General features: G+C 48.3%; 19 protein-coding genes. 14 read left to right on the top strand and 5 right to left on the bottom strand.

The genetic code is table 11. The features are described 5' to 3' along the window. The first annotated feature begins 29 nt into the window (after positions 1 to 29). The gene (locus K0H60_RS12385; RefSeq protein ID WP_088211580.1) at positions 30 to 974 is read left to right on the top strand and encodes a chemotaxis protein CheV; all 945 of its coding nucleotides are present in this window, start codon (positions 30 to 32) and stop codon (positions 972 to 974) included. Between the two features lie 178 nt (positions 975 to 1,152). On the opposite strand, the gene K0H60_RS12380 is transcribed toward K0H60_RS12385, so the two are convergent. Both K0H60_RS12380 and K0H60_RS12375 read right to left on the bottom strand, forming a co-directional pair. Next, entirely contained in the window at positions 1,153 to 1,794 is a 642-nt protein-coding gene (locus tag K0H60_RS12380) for a hypothetical protein (RefSeq protein WP_220055925.1), read from the bottom strand. Positions 1,795 to 1,851: 57 nt separating this feature from the next. Continuing rightward, positions 1,852 to 2,211 (bottom strand): DUF2750 domain-containing protein, encoded by a 360-nt coding sequence (locus tag K0H60_RS12375; RefSeq protein WP_011072081.1) that lies wholly within the window; start codon positions 2,209 to 2,211, stop codon positions 1,852 to 1,854. A gap of 424 nt (positions 2,212 to 2,635) precedes the next feature. On the opposite strand from K0H60_RS12375, the gene K0H60_RS12370 reads away from it, so the two are divergent. Together K0H60_RS12370 and K0H60_RS12365 are read left to right on the top strand one after the other, a co-directional pair. After that, positions 2,636 to 3,910, top strand: a complete 1,275-nt coding sequence (locus tag K0H60_RS12370; RefSeq protein ID WP_220058160.1) for a lytic murein transglycosylase — start codon at positions 2,636 to 2,638, stop codon at positions 3,908 to 3,910. A 208-nt stretch (positions 3,911 to 4,118) separates the two neighbouring features. Next, positions 4,119 to 4,607, top strand: a complete 489-nt coding sequence (locus K0H60_RS12365; RefSeq protein WP_011623029.1) for an FKBP-type peptidyl-prolyl cis-trans isomerase — start codon at positions 4,119 to 4,121, stop codon at positions 4,605 to 4,607. A gap of 260 nt (positions 4,608 to 4,867) precedes the next feature. Here the strand turns inward: K0H60_RS12365 and K0H60_RS12360 are convergent, their stop codons facing one another. After that, complete coding sequence (locus K0H60_RS12360; protein ID WP_220055924.1) at positions 4,868 to 6,796, bottom strand: M1 family metallopeptidase; 1,929 nt, start codon at positions 6,794 to 6,796, stop codon at positions 4,868 to 4,870. A 385-nt stretch (positions 6,797 to 7,181) separates the two neighbouring features. On the opposite strand from K0H60_RS12360, the gene K0H60_RS12355 reads away from it, so the two are divergent. From K0H60_RS12355 to ushA, 3 genes are all read left to right on the top strand, one after another. Beyond that, positions 7,182 to 7,409 carry a DUF3389 family protein gene (locus K0H60_RS12355; RefSeq protein ID WP_220055923.1) on the top strand — a complete coding sequence of 76 codons (228 nt, stop codon included), beginning with the start codon at positions 7,182 to 7,184 and terminating at the stop codon, positions 7,407 to 7,409. 52 nt (positions 7,410 to 7,461) lie between these two features. After that, positions 7,462 to 8,127: an alpha/beta hydrolase gene (locus tag K0H60_RS12350; protein WP_220055922.1), complete on the top strand. Its 666-nt coding sequence runs from the start codon at positions 7,462 to 7,464 to the stop codon at positions 8,125 to 8,127. A 364-nt stretch (positions 8,128 to 8,491) separates the two neighbouring features. Next, positions 8,492 to 10,213: a bifunctional UDP-sugar hydrolase/5'-nucleotidase UshA gene (gene ushA / locus K0H60_RS12345; RefSeq protein WP_220055921.1), complete on the top strand. Its 1,722-nt coding sequence runs from the start codon at positions 8,492 to 8,494 to the stop codon at positions 10,211 to 10,213. 94 nt (positions 10,214 to 10,307) lie between these two features. Here the strand turns inward: ushA and K0H60_RS12340 are convergent, their stop codons facing one another. Next, positions 10,308 to 10,667, bottom strand: coding sequence for a TraR/DksA C4-type zinc finger protein (locus K0H60_RS12340; RefSeq protein ID WP_011717378.1), 360 nt, complete (start codon positions 10,665 to 10,667; stop codon positions 10,308 to 10,310). Positions 10,668 to 10,830: 163 nt separating this feature from the next. Continuing rightward, the gene (locus K0H60_RS12335) at positions 10,831 to 11,778 is read right to left on the bottom strand and encodes a tRNA-dihydrouridine synthase (protein WP_011717377.1); all 948 of its coding nucleotides are present in this window, start codon (positions 11,776 to 11,778) and stop codon (positions 10,831 to 10,833) included. Between the two features lie 259 nt (positions 11,779 to 12,037). Here K0H60_RS12335 and K0H60_RS12330 point away from each other — a divergent pair, with 259 nt between their 5' ends. The 8 genes from K0H60_RS12330 (at position 12,038) to K0H60_RS12300 (ending at position 19,717) form a co-directional block, all read left to right on the top strand. Next, positions 12,038 to 12,469, top strand: a complete 432-nt coding sequence (locus K0H60_RS12330) for an HvfA family oxazolone/thioamide-modified RiPP metallophore (protein ID WP_220055920.1) — start codon at positions 12,038 to 12,040, stop codon at positions 12,467 to 12,469. A 146-nt stretch (positions 12,470 to 12,615) separates the two neighbouring features. Then, positions 12,616 to 13,455, top strand: coding sequence for an HvfB family MNIO-type RiPP peptide maturase (locus K0H60_RS12325; RefSeq protein ID WP_220055919.1), 840 nt, complete (start codon positions 12,616 to 12,618; stop codon positions 13,453 to 13,455). Further along, positions 13,455 to 14,195, top strand: coding sequence for an HvfC family RiPP maturation protein (locus K0H60_RS12320; RefSeq protein WP_220055918.1), 741 nt, complete (start codon positions 13,455 to 13,457; stop codon positions 14,193 to 14,195). Before K0H60_RS12325 ends, K0H60_RS12320 begins: the two co-directional genes overlap by 1 nt. A 156-nt stretch (positions 14,196 to 14,351) precedes the next feature. Continuing rightward, positions 14,352 to 14,474: a hypothetical protein gene (locus tag K0H60_RS20580; RefSeq protein WP_011623018.1), complete on the top strand. Its 123-nt coding sequence runs from the start codon at positions 14,352 to 14,354 to the stop codon at positions 14,472 to 14,474. Between the two features lie 100 nt (positions 14,475 to 14,574). Continuing rightward, complete coding sequence (locus tag K0H60_RS12315) at positions 14,575 to 14,943, top strand: YbaN family protein (RefSeq protein ID WP_220055917.1); 369 nt, start codon at positions 14,575 to 14,577, stop codon at positions 14,941 to 14,943. Positions 14,944 to 15,414: 471 nt separating this feature from the next. Further along, entirely contained in the window at positions 15,415 to 15,966 is a 552-nt protein-coding gene (gene apt, locus K0H60_RS12310) for an adenine phosphoribosyltransferase (protein WP_011623016.1), read from the top strand. 129 nt (positions 15,967 to 16,095) lie between these two features. Continuing rightward, positions 16,096 to 19,218 (top strand): DNA polymerase III subunit gamma/tau, encoded by a 3,123-nt coding sequence (gene dnaX / locus K0H60_RS12305; protein WP_220055916.1) that lies wholly within the window; start codon positions 16,096 to 16,098, stop codon positions 19,216 to 19,218. A 169-nt stretch (positions 19,219 to 19,387) separates the two neighbouring features. Next, positions 19,388 to 19,717 (top strand): YbaB/EbfC family nucleoid-associated protein, encoded by a 330-nt coding sequence (locus K0H60_RS12300; protein WP_047540411.1) that lies wholly within the window; start codon positions 19,388 to 19,390, stop codon positions 19,715 to 19,717. The last annotated feature ends 2 nt before the right edge of the window (positions 19,718 to 19,719 follow it).

Raw genomic sequence — 19,719 nt, 5'->3', positions numbered from 1 at the left:
CTGTTCCTCCAAAGTAGAGAAGTCGCATTATGGCAAACGTGCTTGCAACCGTAGATCAACGAACCAAACTCGTCGGTGAAAATCGGCTCGAACTGCTGCTGTTTCGAATTAACTCTACCCAGTTATTTGCGATTAACGTCTTTAAAGTCAAAGAAGTTGTCAAGTTACCGCCGTTAAATTCCATGCCCGGCAGTCATCCCCATATTTTTGGGGTGGCGAATATTCGTGGCATGTCGATTCCCGTCATTGACCTGCGTTCTGCTATCGGTTTTAAACCCGTGCCTCCGGGAGATGATGCCAATATGATCATCACCGAATATAACCGCAGTGTGCAGGGCTTCTTAGTCGGTAAGGTCGAGCACATTATCAACATGACCTGGAGCGATATCATGCCGCCGCCTAAAACGGCTGGGCGAAATAATTACCTCACGGCCATCACCCGTATCGAATATCAAGGTCAGTCGCAACTGGTGTCGATTATCGATGTCGAGAAGGTACTTGCGGAAATCGTCCATTACGATATTCGTCTCTCCGAAGGGGTATTGGATGAGAGCCTGTTAGACAAGATGCCCGGTAAGAAGGTCTTGATTGTCGATGACTCGTCAACCGCAAGGCGCCAAGTGCGTGAGACCTTAGGCCAACTCGGGATTGAAATCATCGAAGCCTCCGATGGCTTGCAGGCATTGCATTTACTGCAAAAATGGCGCGATGAAGGCAAGAATGTCGCCCAAGAGCTGTTGATGATGATAACCGATGCCGAAATGCCGGAGATGGACGGCTACAAGCTGACCTACGAAGTGCGTAACGATAAGGCGATGGCGGACTTATTTATCACCTTAAACACTTCACTCAGCGGTAGCTTTAACAATGCGATGGTGGAGAAGGTTGGCTGCGACAGGTTTATTTCTAAATTCCAGCCTGACTTGCTGGTGGAAGTGGTGCAGGACAGATTAAAACAAGTTATTGGCAAATAACGCCACTGAGCTAACGATTGCTCAATAACAGGTTTGAAACCCATCGGCCGCCCTAGCAACCTGCGATTGGCAGCCTCGTTATTTTTAGCACTCGATTTGAGTATTTCACTTGTGGCTCGTACTATTGGCCGTAACTTGGACTATTTGCTGCGATATAAACGACTTACTACGATACGGCTTATTGGTTGAGTTCGGCTTTAACATCGGCAAGGACTTGGCGCTTCATTTCTTTGGCGGCGGCGATATAGATCCGCGCAAGCCTGAGAGCATAGTTAAATCTCTGCCTACCGACTAACTGAATAAGCTCGGCAAAGAATACTGGATCTAAGCAGAATTGCTGGCTGTAGTAATGAATCGCCGCGGGTAAAGAGGTGTAAGTCACCCCATCAAACTCAAAGCGAGTACTGTCTAACTGGCATTCGAGTTCAACCCCTTCAAGCTGTATCGGCCAGCCCGGAAAATTAATCCTGTCGCGGGAAATTTGATACATCATCCAAGCGCTTTTTTTAAAGCCTTCAAACACTTTGCAGGAAAATTCAGACTCGGCTAGCTCTTCCTCCGTCCAATTAATCCCAATGGCTAAGTGCTTGGCATAAATGCTCATTAGGGCATCTTTAACCGCCACACGGCAGTCCCAGATAGAGGTTAAGGTGTGCTTTTTAGCAAGTTTTAAGCATTCAGCGCAGCAAGGGACGGCTAAAGCCGGGTGGGGCGCATGTGACTCTGCTTGATATTCCAATCGGTCTTTGCAGGGCTCGCCGCAAAACCAACAGAGGTGACGTTTATCGAAGGGTATGTCGATACAAGGGAAAGCGGACATCAAGAGCTAAATACCTCAGCCCTTGATGCCTTAAACATGCTGTTTTGGTTGATGGATTTAAACCTCTTCAACATCAACTAAATCTTTCGCCAGAACGATAGGATCTAACTCTAAGCAGTCTTCATCGCTCTGCCAATCAACACCAATCAACACGCCATCATCGTTGAGATCCGATACCCAGTACTCGAGGAATTCTTCGAGGCTAATGGCCACCGCTTGGTAGTCTTTCCACTCTTCGGTGCAGTGAGATTTTGCCTGCGCTTCACTCGACCATAAAGGCATAACATCAGTATCTTCGAACTCGCCCGAGTCACAAACGACCCAGCCTTCGCCAGTTTCATCCATCAAACCCCAGAGTGTTTGATGTTCTTTTACGTTTTCGATAAAGCCAGCCAACGCCGCGTTGATTTCAGTCATGATAGGTCTCTTTGAAGTATGCTGTTAACTTGTCCATTATACGGCAACGGATAGATAGTCCAAGGGATTCTTTGCTAAGATTTTTTCGCTGTTGGTTAACTGAGCAATAAGTGAATTTATCTGGCGATTTGTGGTGATAAGCATTGTGTTAGCGGGCGCTATGGGTCAGGATGTGTCGAGCAGAGGCACCGATAATGATGACTGATTGTTGGTGAGTATCTGGCTCGATTTTCTGGGGGAGAAAATAGTTTCGTGGATGTTTGGCCGTTGCCCTGTTTGTTGACCTATCAACAGAGCGGCAACCTGTTTATGGCTAAATATCGTATCTCTCTTGGCTCGGGGTGATCCACCTCTTGCCTTGCTCAGCTAAGATACATTCTTAGCGCTGACTGTAGGAGTAATTGATTTGATCAAACTGAAAGGAATGTCCTATCTTGCCGCCAGCATCGCCGCGTGTGTGAGCTTAAGTGCGTGTTCGAGCGCGCCAACATCGAGCGGTAATAGTCAAACCGCGATCGCCGAGACGCAGGCCGCCGTGCAAGAAATGCCGCTCAGTGACACCATCGCCGCCCATGCTGCGGCGTTTCCGACCTGTGTGGCTAACCTACAGGAGCGCGCACGTACCGAAGGCTTATCCGAAGCCACTATCCAAGACACAGTCGCCAGTTTGCAGTTTGTGCCTAAAGTGATTGAGCTTGACCAAGCTCAGCCCGAGTTTAGTCAAACCTTTAACAACTATTTTACCAAGCGGGCGACCGATTGGCGGGTGAATGAAGGCCGCCGTTTACTGAAAAAACACCGCGCGCTGCTCGATAAATTGGCGCAGGAATACGGTGTACCGCCACAATATATTCTGTCTTTCTGGGGACTTGAGACTAATTACGGTTCCTACAAAGGCAAAATGTCCGTGTTAGATTCCCTTGCGACCTTGGCCTGTGAGCCGCGTCGCAGTGGCTATTTTACGACTGAGCTGATGCAAGCGCTTAAGTTAAAAGAAAAATACGGCTTTGATAAGAGCACTATGGTGGGCTCTTGGGCCGGCGCCATGGGTCACACCCAGTTTATGCCCTCGGCCTATGCTAAATATGCCCTCGATGGTGATGGTGACGGTAAGGCCGATTTGTGGAATAGCACCGAAGATGCTCTTACCTCGGCGGCGAACTTTTTGCAGCACTTAGGCTGGCAGCGCAATGAGCGTTGGGGGCGTGAAGTGATATTGCCGCGCAATTTCAGCTATGAAAACCTTGGCGCCAAACAGGCGCAGCCACTATCCCAATGGGCGGCGCAATCTGTCGTGCAAAGTAATGGACTGCCTTTACCCGCTATTGATATGAAGGCGTCGCTGTATTTGCCCTCGGGTCATACTGGTCCCGCGTTTTTAGGCTATGAGAATTTCAATGTGATCATGCGTTGGAACCGCTCTGAGTTTTACGCCATTACCGTTGGTCATTTGGCCGATAGAATTAATGGTGGCGAACCATTAAAAGTGGCACCGCCCGAGCAACCACGTTTGAGTCGCGAGCAAATCAAACAGTTGCAAACCAAGCTGAATGAATCAGGCTTCGATGTCGGTAAACCCGACGGCGTACTTGGGCGTAACTCTTCGGCGGGGATCCAAGCATTCCAGCGCAGTAAGAATATGATTGCCGACGGTTTCCCAAGCCCTGAAGTCTTTAGCGCTCTGGGGATTTCACTCTAAAGTCTTTAGGTTGAGTCGTACTGCCTGCGAATATTGCCGCAAGTGGCCTATGGTTTACTCAAACCATGCCACTTCAGGCGTGGGGCTTGCTAATCCGCAGCCGCTTAAGCTTTGGTTAGGCATCGCAGGGATAAAACAGTGGAGTGCAAAGGCCAGTTTTGTTAAGCTCGGCCGACATTTGAAATCGAAGCAAATCAAAGGATATTCGATGAGCATTAAAGACGATATGGTTGTGCAGTTTAACTACACTCTGCGCGACGAAAAAGGCGAAGTGATCGAGACGAACGAAGGTCGCGAGCCGATTGCTTACTTACACGGCCATGACAACATGATGCCAGGTGTAGAGAATGCGATTAATGGTAAAGCGATTGGTGAAAAATTCACTGTTACTCTGCCATGTACTGAAACCTATGGTCAGCGTATCGAAGGTGAAGCGGCGCAGCAACGTGTGTCTGTGAAGCACCTGTTAGGCGCTAGCGTGTGGAAGCCAGGCATGACGGCTGTGGTTCATACTGATCAGGGTCAACGCCAAGTGACTATCGTCAAAGTGGGTAAGTTTATGGCGACTGTGGATGTTAACCATCCATTAGCGGGCCGTGACTTAACCTTCGATATCGAAGTGGTTGGCGCCCGTGATGCGACCGATGAAGAAATCGCCCACGGTCATGCCCACGGTGTAGGTGGTCACCACCACTAATCTGTGTGGTTTTCCCGTTAATACTCTGCTACAGCAGGCGTGCCCGGGAATAACGACCAGATAAGTAAACAAAAGCCCAAACCTAGGTTTGGGCTTTTTTGTGCGCTAATGCTTTGGTTTCAAACAAACTCTAGCAATGAAAGTCTCGCAATCAACATCGTGGTTTTGGTGCAAAGGATTCACCGCTAAACTTATGGCCACTTTTCGTGGCGAGGCTTGAGCACAGGCTTTCCTGCGCCCAATCCCAACAAGTGCACAGTTTAATGGGTATGCTCCATTGGTTTATCACTAAACATCATATCGAGACTGGCTTGGGTCTGTGGGTGGTAACCACTGCGGGCCGCTAAGTAAACGGTTTTTGCCCAGTCATAGTGCTCGCTGCTCGCCAGTTTTTGATACAAAGGCACAATCAGCCTGCGCCGGCCAATCTCAGTTAAATGTTGTTTCAGTGCCGGCAACACACTGTAATAACCGTTATCGAGGGCGAGGGCATACCAAGCAAAGGCGATTTCATTATTGTGGGTGCCAGTAAAATGAAAGGCTTTATCTAACTCGGCTAATTGCTGCTCTGTGAGATTTAGCCTCGGCATTTCATTAATAAAGCGTAGCCATTGATGCACAGTCCAGTCCTGAGTGTTTAGCGCGCGGGCCTCACGCTTGCCTTCCAACCACGCTTGACGCTGAGCATCGATATCATCGAAGGCGTGTGAGTTGGGTGGCACTAAAAAGCTGGGTAAACCTTGTCCCTCTACCCAAGTATCCACTTCGGACTCGCTGACGATATTGGGATATTTTTGCAATAACTGCTGCGTGAGGTAATTGCGGAACTGCTCCGTGGTAATGCTTTGAAACGCAAAGTGATCGAAGTAGCTTTTCACGAAGGTGTCGAACCGCTCACGGCCAAATTTTTGCTCGAGGAAGCGCAAAAATAATTGTCCTTTCACATAGGGGACGCCGCTAAAGGCATCGTCGGGATCGCGATCGCCTAAGTCAATATGCAGCACTGAATCGCCGGCGGGCAACTCGGCTAATTCGGCCAACAGCTCAGAGTAACCAATGGTTTGTTCCATCAGGGCGCGGTCGCGGCCATAGAGATCTTCCATAATGCGGTTTTCCACATAGGTGGTAAAACCTTCGTTAAGCCAGAGATCGCGCCAGGTGGCGTTAGTGACTAAATTGCCCGACCAAGAATGGGCCAGCTCGTGGGCGATTAAACTCACTAGGCTTTTATCTCCCGCGATGACTGTGGGGGTAATAAAGGATAAGCGCGGATTTTCCATCCCGCCGAAGGGGAAACTCGGCGGAAGGATCAGCAAATCGTATCGGCCCCAACGGTAATCGCCGTAACGTTTGGCGGCGATGGCGATCATCTCCGGCGTATCGGCAAATTCTTTGCTGGCCTTGGCAAGCATTTCTGGCTCGGCCCAAATGCCTGAGGTGTCGTCTAAGGCGGCAAATTGCAGGTGTCCCGCGGCAATGGCAATCAAATAGGCCGGAATCGCCTGCGGCATAGTGAATTGGGTTTGCGTTGAAGACACGTTCTTTCGGTCGGCGCTCATCACGACACTAATGCCTTGCTTAGCGGTGACAGTGGCGCTATAGGTTTGGCGCACTGCGGGCGTATCTTGCAGCGGGATCCAGCTTCTGGCATGAATGGCTTGGCTCTGGCTAAACATAAATGGCCATTGCTTACCTTGGGTTTGCTCAGGAGTCAGCCATTGAATGCCGGATGGATTCTTGGAGGTATGATAATTAACTTTGACTTTAGCGACTCGCTCTTGAGGCAGATTGATGGTGAGCGCTGCGCCTTTAACCTTATCGACCGAGCCTGAACTAAAGGGCACGGATTGCCATTGGCCGTTTGCATTTAACATGCTGACACTGTTAATCGTAAGGTCACGGGTATCGAGTACTAGTACTTTTCCGGCCTGATGCCAATCCAGTTCGAGAATCGCGTCCCCCGAGATTTGTTGCTGCGAAAAATCTACGTTTAATACCAATTCGATGTGATGAATGCTCACTTGCTGGTAGTTGGCAAAGGTCAGCTCATCGGTGACAGAGTGCATTTGGCTGGCGGTGACGCTGGCTAGTCTGGTATTAGGTAAGGTATTGGCCGCATTGGCATAATGTACTAATGGCAGCAGCATCAAGAGTGCGCTGCTAATGAGGGTACGACGGGATAAAAACATATAACCACCCAGTGTTGTGATTCTTGTTATGGTGTAAAACGCGCTAGCCGCGAGTGGGCCGGTATCGCTGATGCGGGATTTTACTCGAACTGCTCTGCTTTGGGGCAATTTAGATGACACTAAAATGTAATTAAACTTTATCTAGACTGTGGGATTGCCTTGCTAATAGGCTGGGTTAAGCGTCTATGCCGAGCGGGTAAGGGCTTGACGTAAGCGCTCTCAATACCGAGCGACGTAGATTTGATGGTGATGGATAAACTAAGCTTGCTCAACCTATGACGTGTCTGTCATCGGCCCTAATGCAAGTTTAAAAGTTCATCCTTGGCGAAATAACTTTGCTATCATGGCGCGTTTTAACAGTGACTATCACGAGAGCGGAATTGCTATGCTAGTGGAATTTTCTCAGGGTAAGTTGATTGCCACTGAATTTGAAGTGCAGATCCGGCTGAACATGGCCAATGTGGTGCTTCAAGCCGCGGCCGAAGACATCAGCCTTAGGCTGGAGCCGCCAATGATTATCGCCAATGGCGGCGGCGTACGTTGGAGCATTAAATTAGATAACACAAACCAGCTCGACGCTTTGCAAGCTCTCCTCTGCATTGATTATCTGTAAAGCGCTCGCGGGGCGAGAATAATAACTTTTGATTTATAAGGGATTTGTCAGTATGACACTTGAACGTATTGTGATTGAGCCTCAAGTTGAGGCGACGGCGGCGGTGATTTGGTTACACGGTTTAGGAGACTCGGGCGCCGGGTTTGCACCTGTGGTTCCGGCGTTAGGATTGCCTGCGGAGCATAGCATTCGCTTTATCTTCCCCCACGCACCTGAGCAAGCGGTAACCATCAATGGTGGCTACATTATGCGCGCTTGGTATGACATCAAGAGCATGGATTTGCACGATAGAGCCGATATGCAGGGGGTGATGGCCTCGGAGCTGAGTGTACGGGCCTTGATTGACGAACAAATCGCGGCTGGTATTCCGAGTGAACGCATCGTCTTAGCCGGTTTTAGCCAAGGCGGGGTGATGAGCCTATTTACGGGATTACGTTATCCTCAAAAACTCGCAGGCATTATGGCACTTTCCTGTTATTTACCGACGGGTGATGTATTACCCAGCCAATTAAGTGTCGCCAATGCGAAAACGCCGATTTTACATCAGCACGGTGAACAGGATGATGTGGTGCCATTATCCGCAGGTTTATTAGCGAAGAATGCGCTAGAGGCGGGTGGCTATTCGGTGCAATGGCAAACCTATCCTATGCCACATTCGGTTATCCCTGTGCAATTAAAAGCAATAAGCACTTGGTTACAACAGTGTTTTGAAATGTAGAAAAATCTAAATGCTGATAAAAACATCATGCGGTAAAATGTGTTTTTACCGTTTGGTGTTTTTTATTCAGAACAATAAGATGTTTTGTCATTAATTGCTAACTTGCTTAAATTTAAAGAGTTAAATTTAATATTCCGATATTTTTCAGTCATTGAAACAAAAAGTAAAAATCAGCCGTTTAGCTTATTTTTTATTTGAAACAAATTTGTCTTAAATCCTCCTTGTGATTCCACATTAAAGTCACGTTTATTAATAAAAATGACACAATTCGTCTTTATTCTTTGCTATTATGCGTGACGCGAATTGGATGGACTTCGCGACAATCTATCTATGATAAAATAATTAAAATCAAGGGGTTGATGTAATGACAAATAAGCTTATTAAAGGACTAATTGCGACTGCAGTGCTGGCTGCGCTAGCAGGTTGTAATAGTGATGATGATAATACTAAAGTACCAACAACCTGTGCCGAAGCGGGCAGTGCTTGTAAAACTTTTACCGTATTACACACCAATGATAACCATGGCCGTTTCTGGGAAAACAGTGATGGCGAATATGGTATGGCAGCGCGTAAAGCGTTAATTGATCAAATTCGTGCTGAAGTCAGCAAGAATGGCGGCCAAACATTATTATTGTCTGGCGGTGATATTAACACTGGCGTACCAGAATCTGATTTACAGGATGCGATTCCTGACTTTACCGGTATGAACAAAATTGGTTACGACGCAATGGCGGTTGGTAACCATGAATTTGACAATCCATTATCTGTATTAGATATGCAGCGTCGTTTAGCCGAATTCCCAATGCTGGCGGCGAACATTTACCGTAAAAATGCTGAGGGTGGTCAAGGTGAACGTTATTTCGAGCCTTACAAAGTGTTCGATATTAACGGTCTTAAAGTGGCTGTGATTGGTTTAACCACCGAAGACACTGCCAAAATCGGTAACCCAGAATTTATCAGCGATTTAATTTTCACCGATCCTAAAGTGGAAGTGGCGAAAGTTATCAAAGAAATTAAAGACGCCAAAGCGGCTGATGTGATCTTCGCAACGACTCACATGGGTCACTATGCCGACGGTCAAAACGGTAGCAACGCCCCTGGCGACGTCGCAATGGCGCGTGCGTTGAATAAAGGCGACTTACAAGTTGTTATCGGTGGTCACTCACAAAACCCAGTGTGTATGGAACCGGGTACTGAAAACAAGTCTTACGCCGACTTCAAACCTGGTGATGACTGCGCGCCAGATCAACAAAACGGCACTTGGATCATGCAAGCTCACGAATGGGGTAAGTATGTTGGCCGTGCGGATTTCCAATACTTCAACGGTGAACTGCATTTAGCCAGCTACAAGCTGATCCCAGTTAACATGCGTAAACTGGACGAAGCAGGTAAGAAAACCACAGAGCTTGCTGGCACTAAGATTGAGCCTGATGCTGAGTTAAAAGAGCTGCTGTCTTACTACCAAGAGAAAGGCCAAGCTAAGTTAGACGAAGTGATTGCGACTACCGATGCGCTGCTCGATGGTGAACGTGCAAACGTACGTAACAAGCAAACCAACTTAGGTCGCATGTTAGCCATGGCACAAAGCGGTAAAGTGTCTGCTGACTTTGGTGTAATGAACTCTGGTGGTGTGCGCGCTTCTATCCAAGCGGGTGACATTACTTACCGTGATGTGCTGACGGTTCAACCTTTCGGCAACATGGTCACCCTGAACGAAATGACGGGTACTGAAGTTGCGGCTTACTTAGGCGCAGTGGGCAGTATCCAAATCGGTTCGGGTGGTTATGCCCAGATCACTGGCGTGAAAATGACCATCGACTGTGCGGCTAAGACGGCTAATATCAGCGAAATCAACGGCAAAGAGTTCAGTGCGACAGCAAGCTATAAGTTCACTGTACCTAGCTTTAACGCTGCTGGTGGCGACGGTTATCCAAAACTGGCTAGCCCAATCCAAACAGGTTATGTAGATGCGGACTTACTCTATTCATTCCTGAAAGAGAAACAAGCAATCGTAGCTGCTGACTACAACCCAGTGGGTGACATTGTTTACGAAAACTCAAATAGTGTTGAAGGCTGTCAGCTGTAATCGCATGCGATAAATTATCGTAAAAAAATGCCACTCATTTGAGTGGCATTTTTATTGGTGAACTGACTGAGTGAATAGATAAAGTCCAAAGCTGTTAATGGCTTAGCCTAAGCTCATGGCGATGCTCATGCTGATAATGCTCGGCGCAGCTGCTGCAACGTTGCTCAGTGGGATCTTGGGTCAAGCGTTCAGCTTCGATTTCGGTTTCGCAATCTGAGCATAGGCCGTACAAGCCTAAGTCAAGTTGACAGAAGGCGGCATCGAGGCGGTTTAAACGACAAAATAGCGGATGTTCTGCGAGGTGACTCTGTGCCAGGCGGTCAATTAACTCGCCTAAGCTGAGGTTGGCATAATGCGCCCCAAGTATTTCAATAAACTGAGGGAGCGCGCCGATTTCCTTCCTTAGATTAGCTTCAAGCTCTGACAATTCTTGTCTGATATGGGTGGTGCTCACGTAAAATCGCCTGTTTTATCTGACTCTGGACATTCAGTCTAATAGTTCCACTATCAACGACTATGATAAAGATCAAGTATCTGTCCGATTTGCAGGGATTTAGTGGTGTTTTAAATAAAAATTCACCACTTTCTCATGGGATTATCCTATGCACTATCCGTGGTTATTCGCCAAGGCGCTGCTGCGCCTCTTCCAGCACTCGCACAATTTCCTCAGTAGTCTTATAGATGCGCAGCTCCCTAAACAGGGTGTCCGCCTCGGGGTATTGGCGATTCAAGTAACTAAACCACTGCTTAATTCGCGCGGGATAATAATCACTCTTACGGCCGCTCAGTTCGCGTTGGGTGTAGCTTAGCATCAAGCCTAAGGTGTCGGCCCAGCTGTAGGGGGCCGCGCCAGTCTTAATGGTATCGGCAAGATTGGGCAGCGAAATCGCGCCGCGGCCAATCATAATGCTGTCGCAGCCTGTTACCGCCATACAACGCTTTGCATCCTCTCGGTTCCAAATCTCACCATTGGCAATGACTGGAATGGGCAAACGCTCGCGCACTTCGGTGATGTATTCCCAGTAGGCGGGAGGTTTATAACCATCGACCTTACTGCGGGCATGGATAGCCAGCTCAGTCGCGCCCGCTTCATAAACGGCTAGCGCATTCTCCATAAACAGGGATTTGTCTTCGTAGCCTAAACGAATTTTCGCCGTCACCGGATGCTCGGCGGGCACGGCTTGGCGCATGGCGCGCACAATATCGTGAATCGTATTAGGGTATTGCAGCAACACCGCGCCGCCATTACTGCGGTTCACCATCTTAGCGGGGCAACCAAAGTTAGCATCGACGCCGTGGGAGCCAAGCTCAATCGCGCGCATTGCGTTTTCGGCCATGCAGTTGGGCTCTTGCCCTAAAAGCTGTACGCGAACCGGCGTGCCCGAAGGGGTAAAGCCGCCATTGAGCAGTTCGGGGCAGAGTTTGAGGAACACTTTTTCGGGTAAGAGTTGGTCAACCACGCGCACAAATTCGGTGACGAGCAAATCGTAGGGGTTAATTGAGGACAAAATATCTCGCATTAAGTCGTCAACCACGCCTTCCATCGGAGCCAAAATTACGCGCACTGCAACAAACCCATATCCAGTTTCAAAGGGCGTGCATTCTATCCTATTGGACTGTGGTTACAAAGCATTGCGAGGGAAGGGCGATGACTGTTTTGGGTTATTTTTACGACTAAATTCTGTTTCCTATCAGCATATTTTGATTATTTCTGTGATTTGGTGATATTTTTTGAAATGAAACCGAGATGAGGCGGGTCTTTTGCAGTAAGCCAGCTACAACACTGTTGTTGGCCACCATTCATCAAATAAAAGGAAGAAATATATGAAGTCAGTTAAGCAAACAGCCGTTGCAGTGGCGTTAGGTACAGTGGTGGTCGGTTCTGCGTTCGTCGTGAATGCGCAAACCAACCCATTCGGATTTGAAACCATGGAAGCGGGTTATCAAATCGTCGGTTCAGAAGGTAAATGTGGCGAAGCTAAATGCGGCGGCGATATGAAAAAAGCTGCAGCCGAAAAAGCCAAAGAAGGTAAGTGTGGTGAAGGCAAGTGTGGTGGCGAGATGAAGAAAGCAGCTGCTGAAAAAGCCAAAGAAGGTAAATGCGGCGAAGGTAAATGTGGTGGCGACATGAAGAAAGCCGTTGCCGATAAAGCCCACGAAGGTAAATGTGGTGAAGCGAAATGCGGTGGTGATATGAAGAAAACCGCTGAAAAAGTCGAAGCTAAGGTCGATGCTGTCAAAAAAGAAATGAAATAAGCGCAAGTCGATACCATTGAGCTTCTGTTCAAACTTATGGCCAGCATGCGCTGGCCTTTGTTTAGCTGCATTTGGGCACGAGCTTGCCATAACGAACAAAATGTAATCTCGAAAAGTCAACACGCCCTAGGTAAGAGGTGAAAGCAATGCAAGAGAGTGGATTGGTTGGATTAGGCTTACGGCGTGAAATGCTCAGTGAGTTTTGCCAAGCGCTGCCAACGGCTATCGATTTTTTAGAGGTCGCCCCTGAAAACTGGATGACGCTCGGTGGAAAATACAGCAAGCAATTTAGGCAGCTTACTGAGCAACATACTTTTTTCTGTCATGGTCTATCACTCTCTATCGGCAGTCCTGCACCTTTAGATTTGGAGTTTATCCGCCAAGTGAAGGCGTTTATGGATCTGCACCAAATTGAAGTCTATTCGGAGCATTTAAGTTATTGCTCGGGTGGCGGTCATTTATACGATCTCATGCCCATCCCCTTTACCGATGACGCAGTTAAGCATGTGGCAACGCGGGTCAAACAAGTGGAGGATATTTTAGAGCGACCTTTGATCCTCGAGAATATTTCCTTTTATGCCGCCCCGAGCGCACAGATGAGTGAGCAGGCGTTTTTAACCGCAGTATTAGAAGAAGCCGATTGTAAGCTGCTGTTAGATGTGAATAATATCTATGTGAACTCGATAAATCATCAATACGATGCCGAGGCTTATTTAAAGGCCATGCCAACGGAGCGCATCGCCTATTTGCATATCGCAGGGCATTACCAACAGTCTGAAACCTTGCTGATCGACACCCATGGCAGCGACATCAACGATCCGGTTTGGGCATTGTTGGAAAAGTGCTATGCCCAGCATGGCGTCTTACCGACGCTGCTCGAGCGTGACTTTAATTTGCCCGAAACGGTGCTGTTATTGGATGAGATTAATCAAATCCATGCCTATCAAACGCGGGCGAAAAATCGTTTGGATAAGAGGATTGCCTGATGGAATTTAAGCAAGTACAGCAGTCTTTTATCGATTATATTCGCGATCCACAAAACCCAGTGCCAAGCGGTGTGCCCCTCGAGCGGATGCAGGTTTACCGAGAGCTCTTTTTTAATAATGTGATGGGCTTTGTCTCCAATGCCTTTCCCGTTCTCAAAAGTCTCTATAGCGATGTACAGTGGCAAGCCTTAGTGCAGGCTTTCTTCAGTCAACACGATTGTAAGTCCCCAATTTTTATTGATATTGCCGGAGAGTTTTTACAGTTTCTGCAGTTTCAATATTCGCCAGCAGAAAGTGATCCGCCCTTTATGTTGGAACTGGCGCACTATGAATGGCTCGAGCTGCGAGTGGCAACCGCGCAGCAAACGAGTGAGCAAGTATTGCTATCCAAAGAGGATATTCTGCAACGTCATCTATGTTTAGCAACAACGGCGAGTGTGGCCCAGTACCAGTATCCGGTGCAGCAGATCCGCCAAGATTATCGCCCCACAGAGCCACTGCCGCAGCCGGTGTTTTTCTGTCTCTATCAGGATGAGGCGGGCGAGGTGGGCTTCTTACAATTAACACCGGTAAGTGCGCAAGTGCTGGGGTATTTGGCTGAACAAGGGCAGAGCCGCCTCGATGACATACTCAACTGGCTGCAACAGATTTACCCACAAATGCAAACGGAGATCTTAACCCAAGGTTGTATTCAATTACTCGAGCAACTCGCCGTCAAAGGGATAGTGCGCGGGATTTAAGCTGCATGTTGCTTAAATCAGCAAAATAAATGCAATAACCTTACATAAAAAGGGTTTTTGTTGATTTGACAAACCGCTACAATGGCGCCCGTTTTGTGATCTTAATCACTGTACGATTCCTGCGCACTTATCTTTGTACACATTTGAGGAGCTGTAATGAGCAGTCAGCCGTTTAAAGACCCATTTAACTTTATGTATTTTATTGGTTTTATTTTAGTCTTACTGTTGCCGACGCTTCCAGCAAGCCTGACTTGGTTAAAGCAATTAGGCTTAATTTAAGCAGGTTTTAATCTCAAATTGAGTATACTACTGGCCACTCTTAGAGTGGCTTTTGTTTTTAAGGTTTGAGGCATATTCATACTATGGTCATCTACAAACTATGATATTGAAACGCGGTTTGTTTTTATTGATAGGTTGCTTGGCGTTGGGCCTTGGACTGCTGGGTATCGTATTGCCTCTACTACCGACAGTGCCGTTTATTCTTTTGGCGGCTTTTTGTTTTGCCCGCTCAAGCGAGCGATTACACCAGTGGCTGATGACACACCCTTGGTTTGCCGATGCGCTCACCCAGTGGCAAGAGCACAGGGCGATGCGCCCCGGGCTTAAGCGACGGGCGATGTGGCTCACAGGGCTCAGTTTTAGCATTAGCATTCTGGTGGTTCCCATCGTATGGGTAAAGTTGCTGCTGCTCACCATGGCGGGCGGATTACTTTGGTATCTTAAAACCATTCCTGAAATCGAATCCTAGTGTAGGGCGTGTTGATGTTTCGAGATTAAATTTTGTTCGTTCTGGCAAGCTTGTGCTCGCGAAACGAGGAATGACGTGTAGTAATTCTACTCAAATGACGAGCGGCTCTTATGACAGAAAGTAAGAGCAAATGCTTGCCAGACGAACCCTTCGGGCAGCGTTTGGTTGACGTTTCTGCTGCGTTATTGTCCGTTTATGTAGAATAACTACACAGCACGGACTTTGCCTTGCATAAACGCCAGCCAAATAGCTGCAAAAATAACCCTGAAACGTCAACACACCCTATGGAAGCACATTTGATCTAAGGCACAAATTGGTAACCAATTCGTCACTTGAATACGCTGCTTATTGCAACTCAAACCAAAGCGGCATAAGCTTTGTGCGAATTATTAAAGCTCGTCCACACTCGCTGTGGACGTTTTGTTTTTACCGCCAGCAGTTACGCGTGGCGAAACGATTAAGTTAAATTAAATGGCTATGAATACAGAAACCTTATCCTTGATAAAGCAAAGCATTAAAACGATTCCTAATTATCCTAAGGAAGGGATTCTATTTCGCGATGTGACCAGTCTGCTGGAAAATGCCGCGGCCTATAAAGCGACTATCGATTTATTAGTTGAGCAATATCGCAATAAAGGCTTTACCAAGATTGTGGGCACCGAAGCCCGTGGTTTCTTATTTGGTGCGCCTTTAGCACTGGAATTAGGCATTGGTTTTGTGCCAGTACGTAAGCCTGGTAAGTTGCCACGCGCGACTATTAGCCAAAGCTATGAGCTGGAATATGGCCACGATAGCCTTGAAATCCATACTGATGCGATTACGGCGAATGACAAAGTATTGGTGGTTGACGATTTGCTGGCCACCGGCGGCACTATCGAAGCCACAGTCAAACTTATCCGCCAACTGGGTGGTGAAGTGCAAGATGCGGCCTTTGTGATTTCATTACCTGATCTCGGTGGCGAAGCCCGTTTAACGGCCTTAGGTCTTGAGTTGGTTAAACTTTGTGAGTTTGAAGGCGAATAATTCTTCAGCCAAAGGCGCCTAGGGATAGTTTAATGGCATGTCGTTAATTGACATGTTATCTTGCAACTATCTCGGGGCGCGATCCCCTTTTTTGTACCAACATTCTTGTCATGCACATTGGGGAGTTCCATGTCATATCAGGTGTTAGCCAGAAAATGGCGCCCTGCCACATTCGAACAGATGGTCGGCCAAAGCCACGTGTTGCACGCGCTCACGAATGCGTTAACGCAACAACGTTTACACCATGCTTATCTTTTTACGGGTACTCGCGGTGTGGGCAAGACCAGTTTGGCGCGCCTCTTCGCCAAAGGCCTCAACTGTGAAAAGGGCGTAACGGCTTCCCCCTGTGGTGTGTGTGGCAGCTGTGTCGAAATTGCCCAGGGCCGCTTTGTTGACTTGATCGAAGTCGATGCCGCTTCGCGCACTAAGGTCGATGACACCCGTGAACTCTTAGATAATGTGCAATATCGTCCGACCCGTGGCCGTTTTAAGGTCTACCTGATTGACGAAGTACACATGCTCTCCCGTAGCAGTTTTAATGCGCTGCTAAAAACCCTCGAAGAACCGCCAGAGCATGTGAAATTTTTACTGGCGACGACCGATCCGCAAAAGCTGCCGGTGACTGTGTTATCCCGCTGCCTGCAATTTAATTTAAAGAGCTTAACCCAGCAGGAAATTGGCACTCAGCTACAACATATTTTAACTCAAGAGCAATTGCCCTTTGAGCACGAAGCATTAACTCTGCTCGCCAAAGCTGCCAATGGCAGTATGCGTGATGCCTTAAGTTTGACCGATCAGGCCATTGCCTTTGGTGGTGGCACGGTAATGCTCAATCAAGTGCAATCTATGCTGGGCAGCATCGATGAGCAGCATGTGCTGCGCTTGCTCAAAGCCTTAACCGATGCCGATATTGGCGTATTGATGCAAAGCTGCGCACAGGTGCTCGCCTATGGCGCGGACGCCCAAGAAGTGCTGCGCAGTTTACTGGAATTATTGCATCAAATTACCCTGACTCAATTTGCACCTGCCGCTGCGCAGCAATCCCTTTACAGCGCGCAAATTCAGGCCTTTGCCGAGCAGTTAGCGCCGGAACAAGTGCAGTTGTATTACCAGATTTTACTGACTGGCCGTAAAGACTTACCCCATGCGCCGGATCCTAAATCGGGCCTTGAAATGGCGCTGCTCCGAGCCGTGGCATTTGTTCCCGAAAAGCCTGTGAAACGTTGGCAGGTTGAAGACGCTGCTAAGGTGAGTTTGCCTGCTCAGCAGCCAATGTCTGCGACGCCCGCATCAAATATGCCTGCGGTTGAACAGGCCGTTAATCAGGCTGTGGCTGAAAAAAAAACTCTGCTAACCGCTGAGCGTGACTCACAGGCTCTGCCACAGGCTACAATGTCTGAGCCTATGGTTAAGAGTGAGAACGCTACAGCTTCGCAACAAGCCTTATCTGCTGAGGATATGTTAGCTGTCGATGATGCGATTGATGATGAGGCTGAACTGAATGCCGCATTAATTGCCGAGCAGCAAGTGATCTTAAGCCAAGCCGAAAGCCAAGGCTTTGGCGCAAGTTCCGAGGCGGTGTCGAGTACTGAGGCAGTCTCAACTCCAGAAGCAAAAGCTGACTCAAGCGCTGAGTCGAGCTCAGTTTCTATGCCTGCATCGAATATTGATGCCGAGCATAATCTGGCAGCAACAGTGGATACTGCTAGCGTTGACCAGAAGCCTTCTTCAGCGGCATTAACAGCAGCTGTTGCCTTATCTCATGATCATGTCGAGGAAAAAACTCAAGCGAGTGTTAATGAGAATGCTGATGCGGTAGCGCCAGACGAATATTCCGCTGAGGATTACGGACAATACGATTATGCCGCTGCGCCGCTCGATGCCTATCAGGATGATTATTCACAATTTATGGCTGAGGAGCAGGGCGGATTCTCTGGCATGGAAGATAGTTCGTTTAATCGCGACAGTACTCAGTCTATCGACCTTAGGGATGTTGTGCATGAGTCTGCTGCGGACCAAAAATCGCAGTCTATTGGCGAAAGCTTAGCTTCAACAACCTCTCAGGCTTCAACACCTCCAGCGTCAACTACTACTATGTCCCTCGAGGATGACGATATTTTATCGGCGGTATTAGCTGCGCGTGACTCCTTGTTATCCGATCTTGATGCGCTCAGCACCAAGGAAGGTGATGGAAAAAAGCCGGCAGCGGAAGTTAAGCCTAAAACCCCGAGCCAGAATGCGCATATCGCGCCAGTCTCTCACGCGACTTCACAAAACACGCCTTCAGTTGATGCATCTATCAAGCTGCAAGTGGTTAGTCACGCGTCCGATAACGACTTTGAGCTACCCTTTGACGATGATTTCGAGGCCGAGCTCCATCTTGACTCACAATCAAATGTCACGCCAACTCAGCCGCTTGATCCAAACGATCGCCCTCCATGGGAAGAGGCGCCCGTCGTGGGGATGGATGATGCCAACGCATCGGCTGCAAGTTCTAACCTACAGCGTGAAACCGCTGTTGTGCCGCAAACAACTGTTGATGATTTAGGCGCTGCGACCGTCGCCGCTCAAATGTCGCCAACGGATAGCGAGGCGACACTGGTTGGGCAAGAGGCTGTGCAAGAGAGCGAGTCAGCTGCGCAAAGCCCTGAGATTAATACGGCGCCGCAGCCGCCTCAGGCACTTACACCACAACTAACGCAGCAACAAATACAGCAACCGACTCAGCCACAAGATGCGGTGCAGTCACAGTCAAGCGAGACGGTACAACCAACGTCATCCACTGCATTAACATTGGCGCAATCGATTACAGGGCATCCCTTAGACTTGCACTGGTATAAGCTCATGGCGAGCCTAGAGATTGGCGGCCGTGTGCGTCAGTTGGCGGTAAACTCGATTTGTCAGCTGCAGGCTAACCCTTTGCCGTTACTACTAAAACCCGACCAGAAACACTTGGCGGCGCCCGTGGCGATTGAGCAGTTAGAGCATGCACTGACCGCCGCGTTGGGGAACCCGAGGCAGGTTGAGGTGGTCATAGGAACTGATCCCGCTCGGGAAACGCCCTTAGAGATGCGCAAACGTTTTCACCAAGAGTTACTGCAGCAGGCACGCCAATCGCTGATGATGGACGATAATGTGCAATGGCTGATTAACCGTTTTGGCGCCGAGCTGGATCAGGATACCTTACTCTATCCGCCCGAGTTGTTAGCCCAGCGTAGCGGACTTATTCCCGCACTACCTGAGCCCGAGTAATATTTCCTCTGTGCATATGCTGCGTGGAGTGGCAGAGTTTGTTAAAAACTCGCTATCAAGATCATAAGTTTGGCGATGGGATATCGGCATTGATTGCCAATCCCATTTATTTCAGTAAGATTAGCCAGCTTAAAAGCTTGCGACTAACCCTAATAGAAGAGAAATGACTATGTTTGGAAAAGGCGGTATGGGCAATCTGATGAAACAAGCCCAGATGATGCAAGAAAGAATGGCAAAAATGCAGGAAGAAATTGCCCGCATGGAAATGGTTGGTGAATCAGGTGCAGGTCTGGTTAAAGTGACCATGACTGGCTCACACACAGTGCGTAAAGTCGAAATTGATCCAAGCTTGATGGAAGACGATAAAGAGATGCTGGAAGATTTGATTGCCGCAGCCTGTAACGATGCCGCGCGTCGTATCGAAGAAAATCAGAAAGCTAAAATGGCCGAAGTGACTGGCGGTATGCAATTACCACCAGGCATGAAAATGCCATTTTAATT

The organism is Shewanella mangrovisoli (assembly GCF_019457635.1).
Lineage (GTDB): Bacteria > Pseudomonadota > Gammaproteobacteria > Enterobacterales > Shewanellaceae > Shewanella > Shewanella mangrovisoli.
This window is presented reverse-complemented; position numbering and strand designations above follow the sequence as displayed.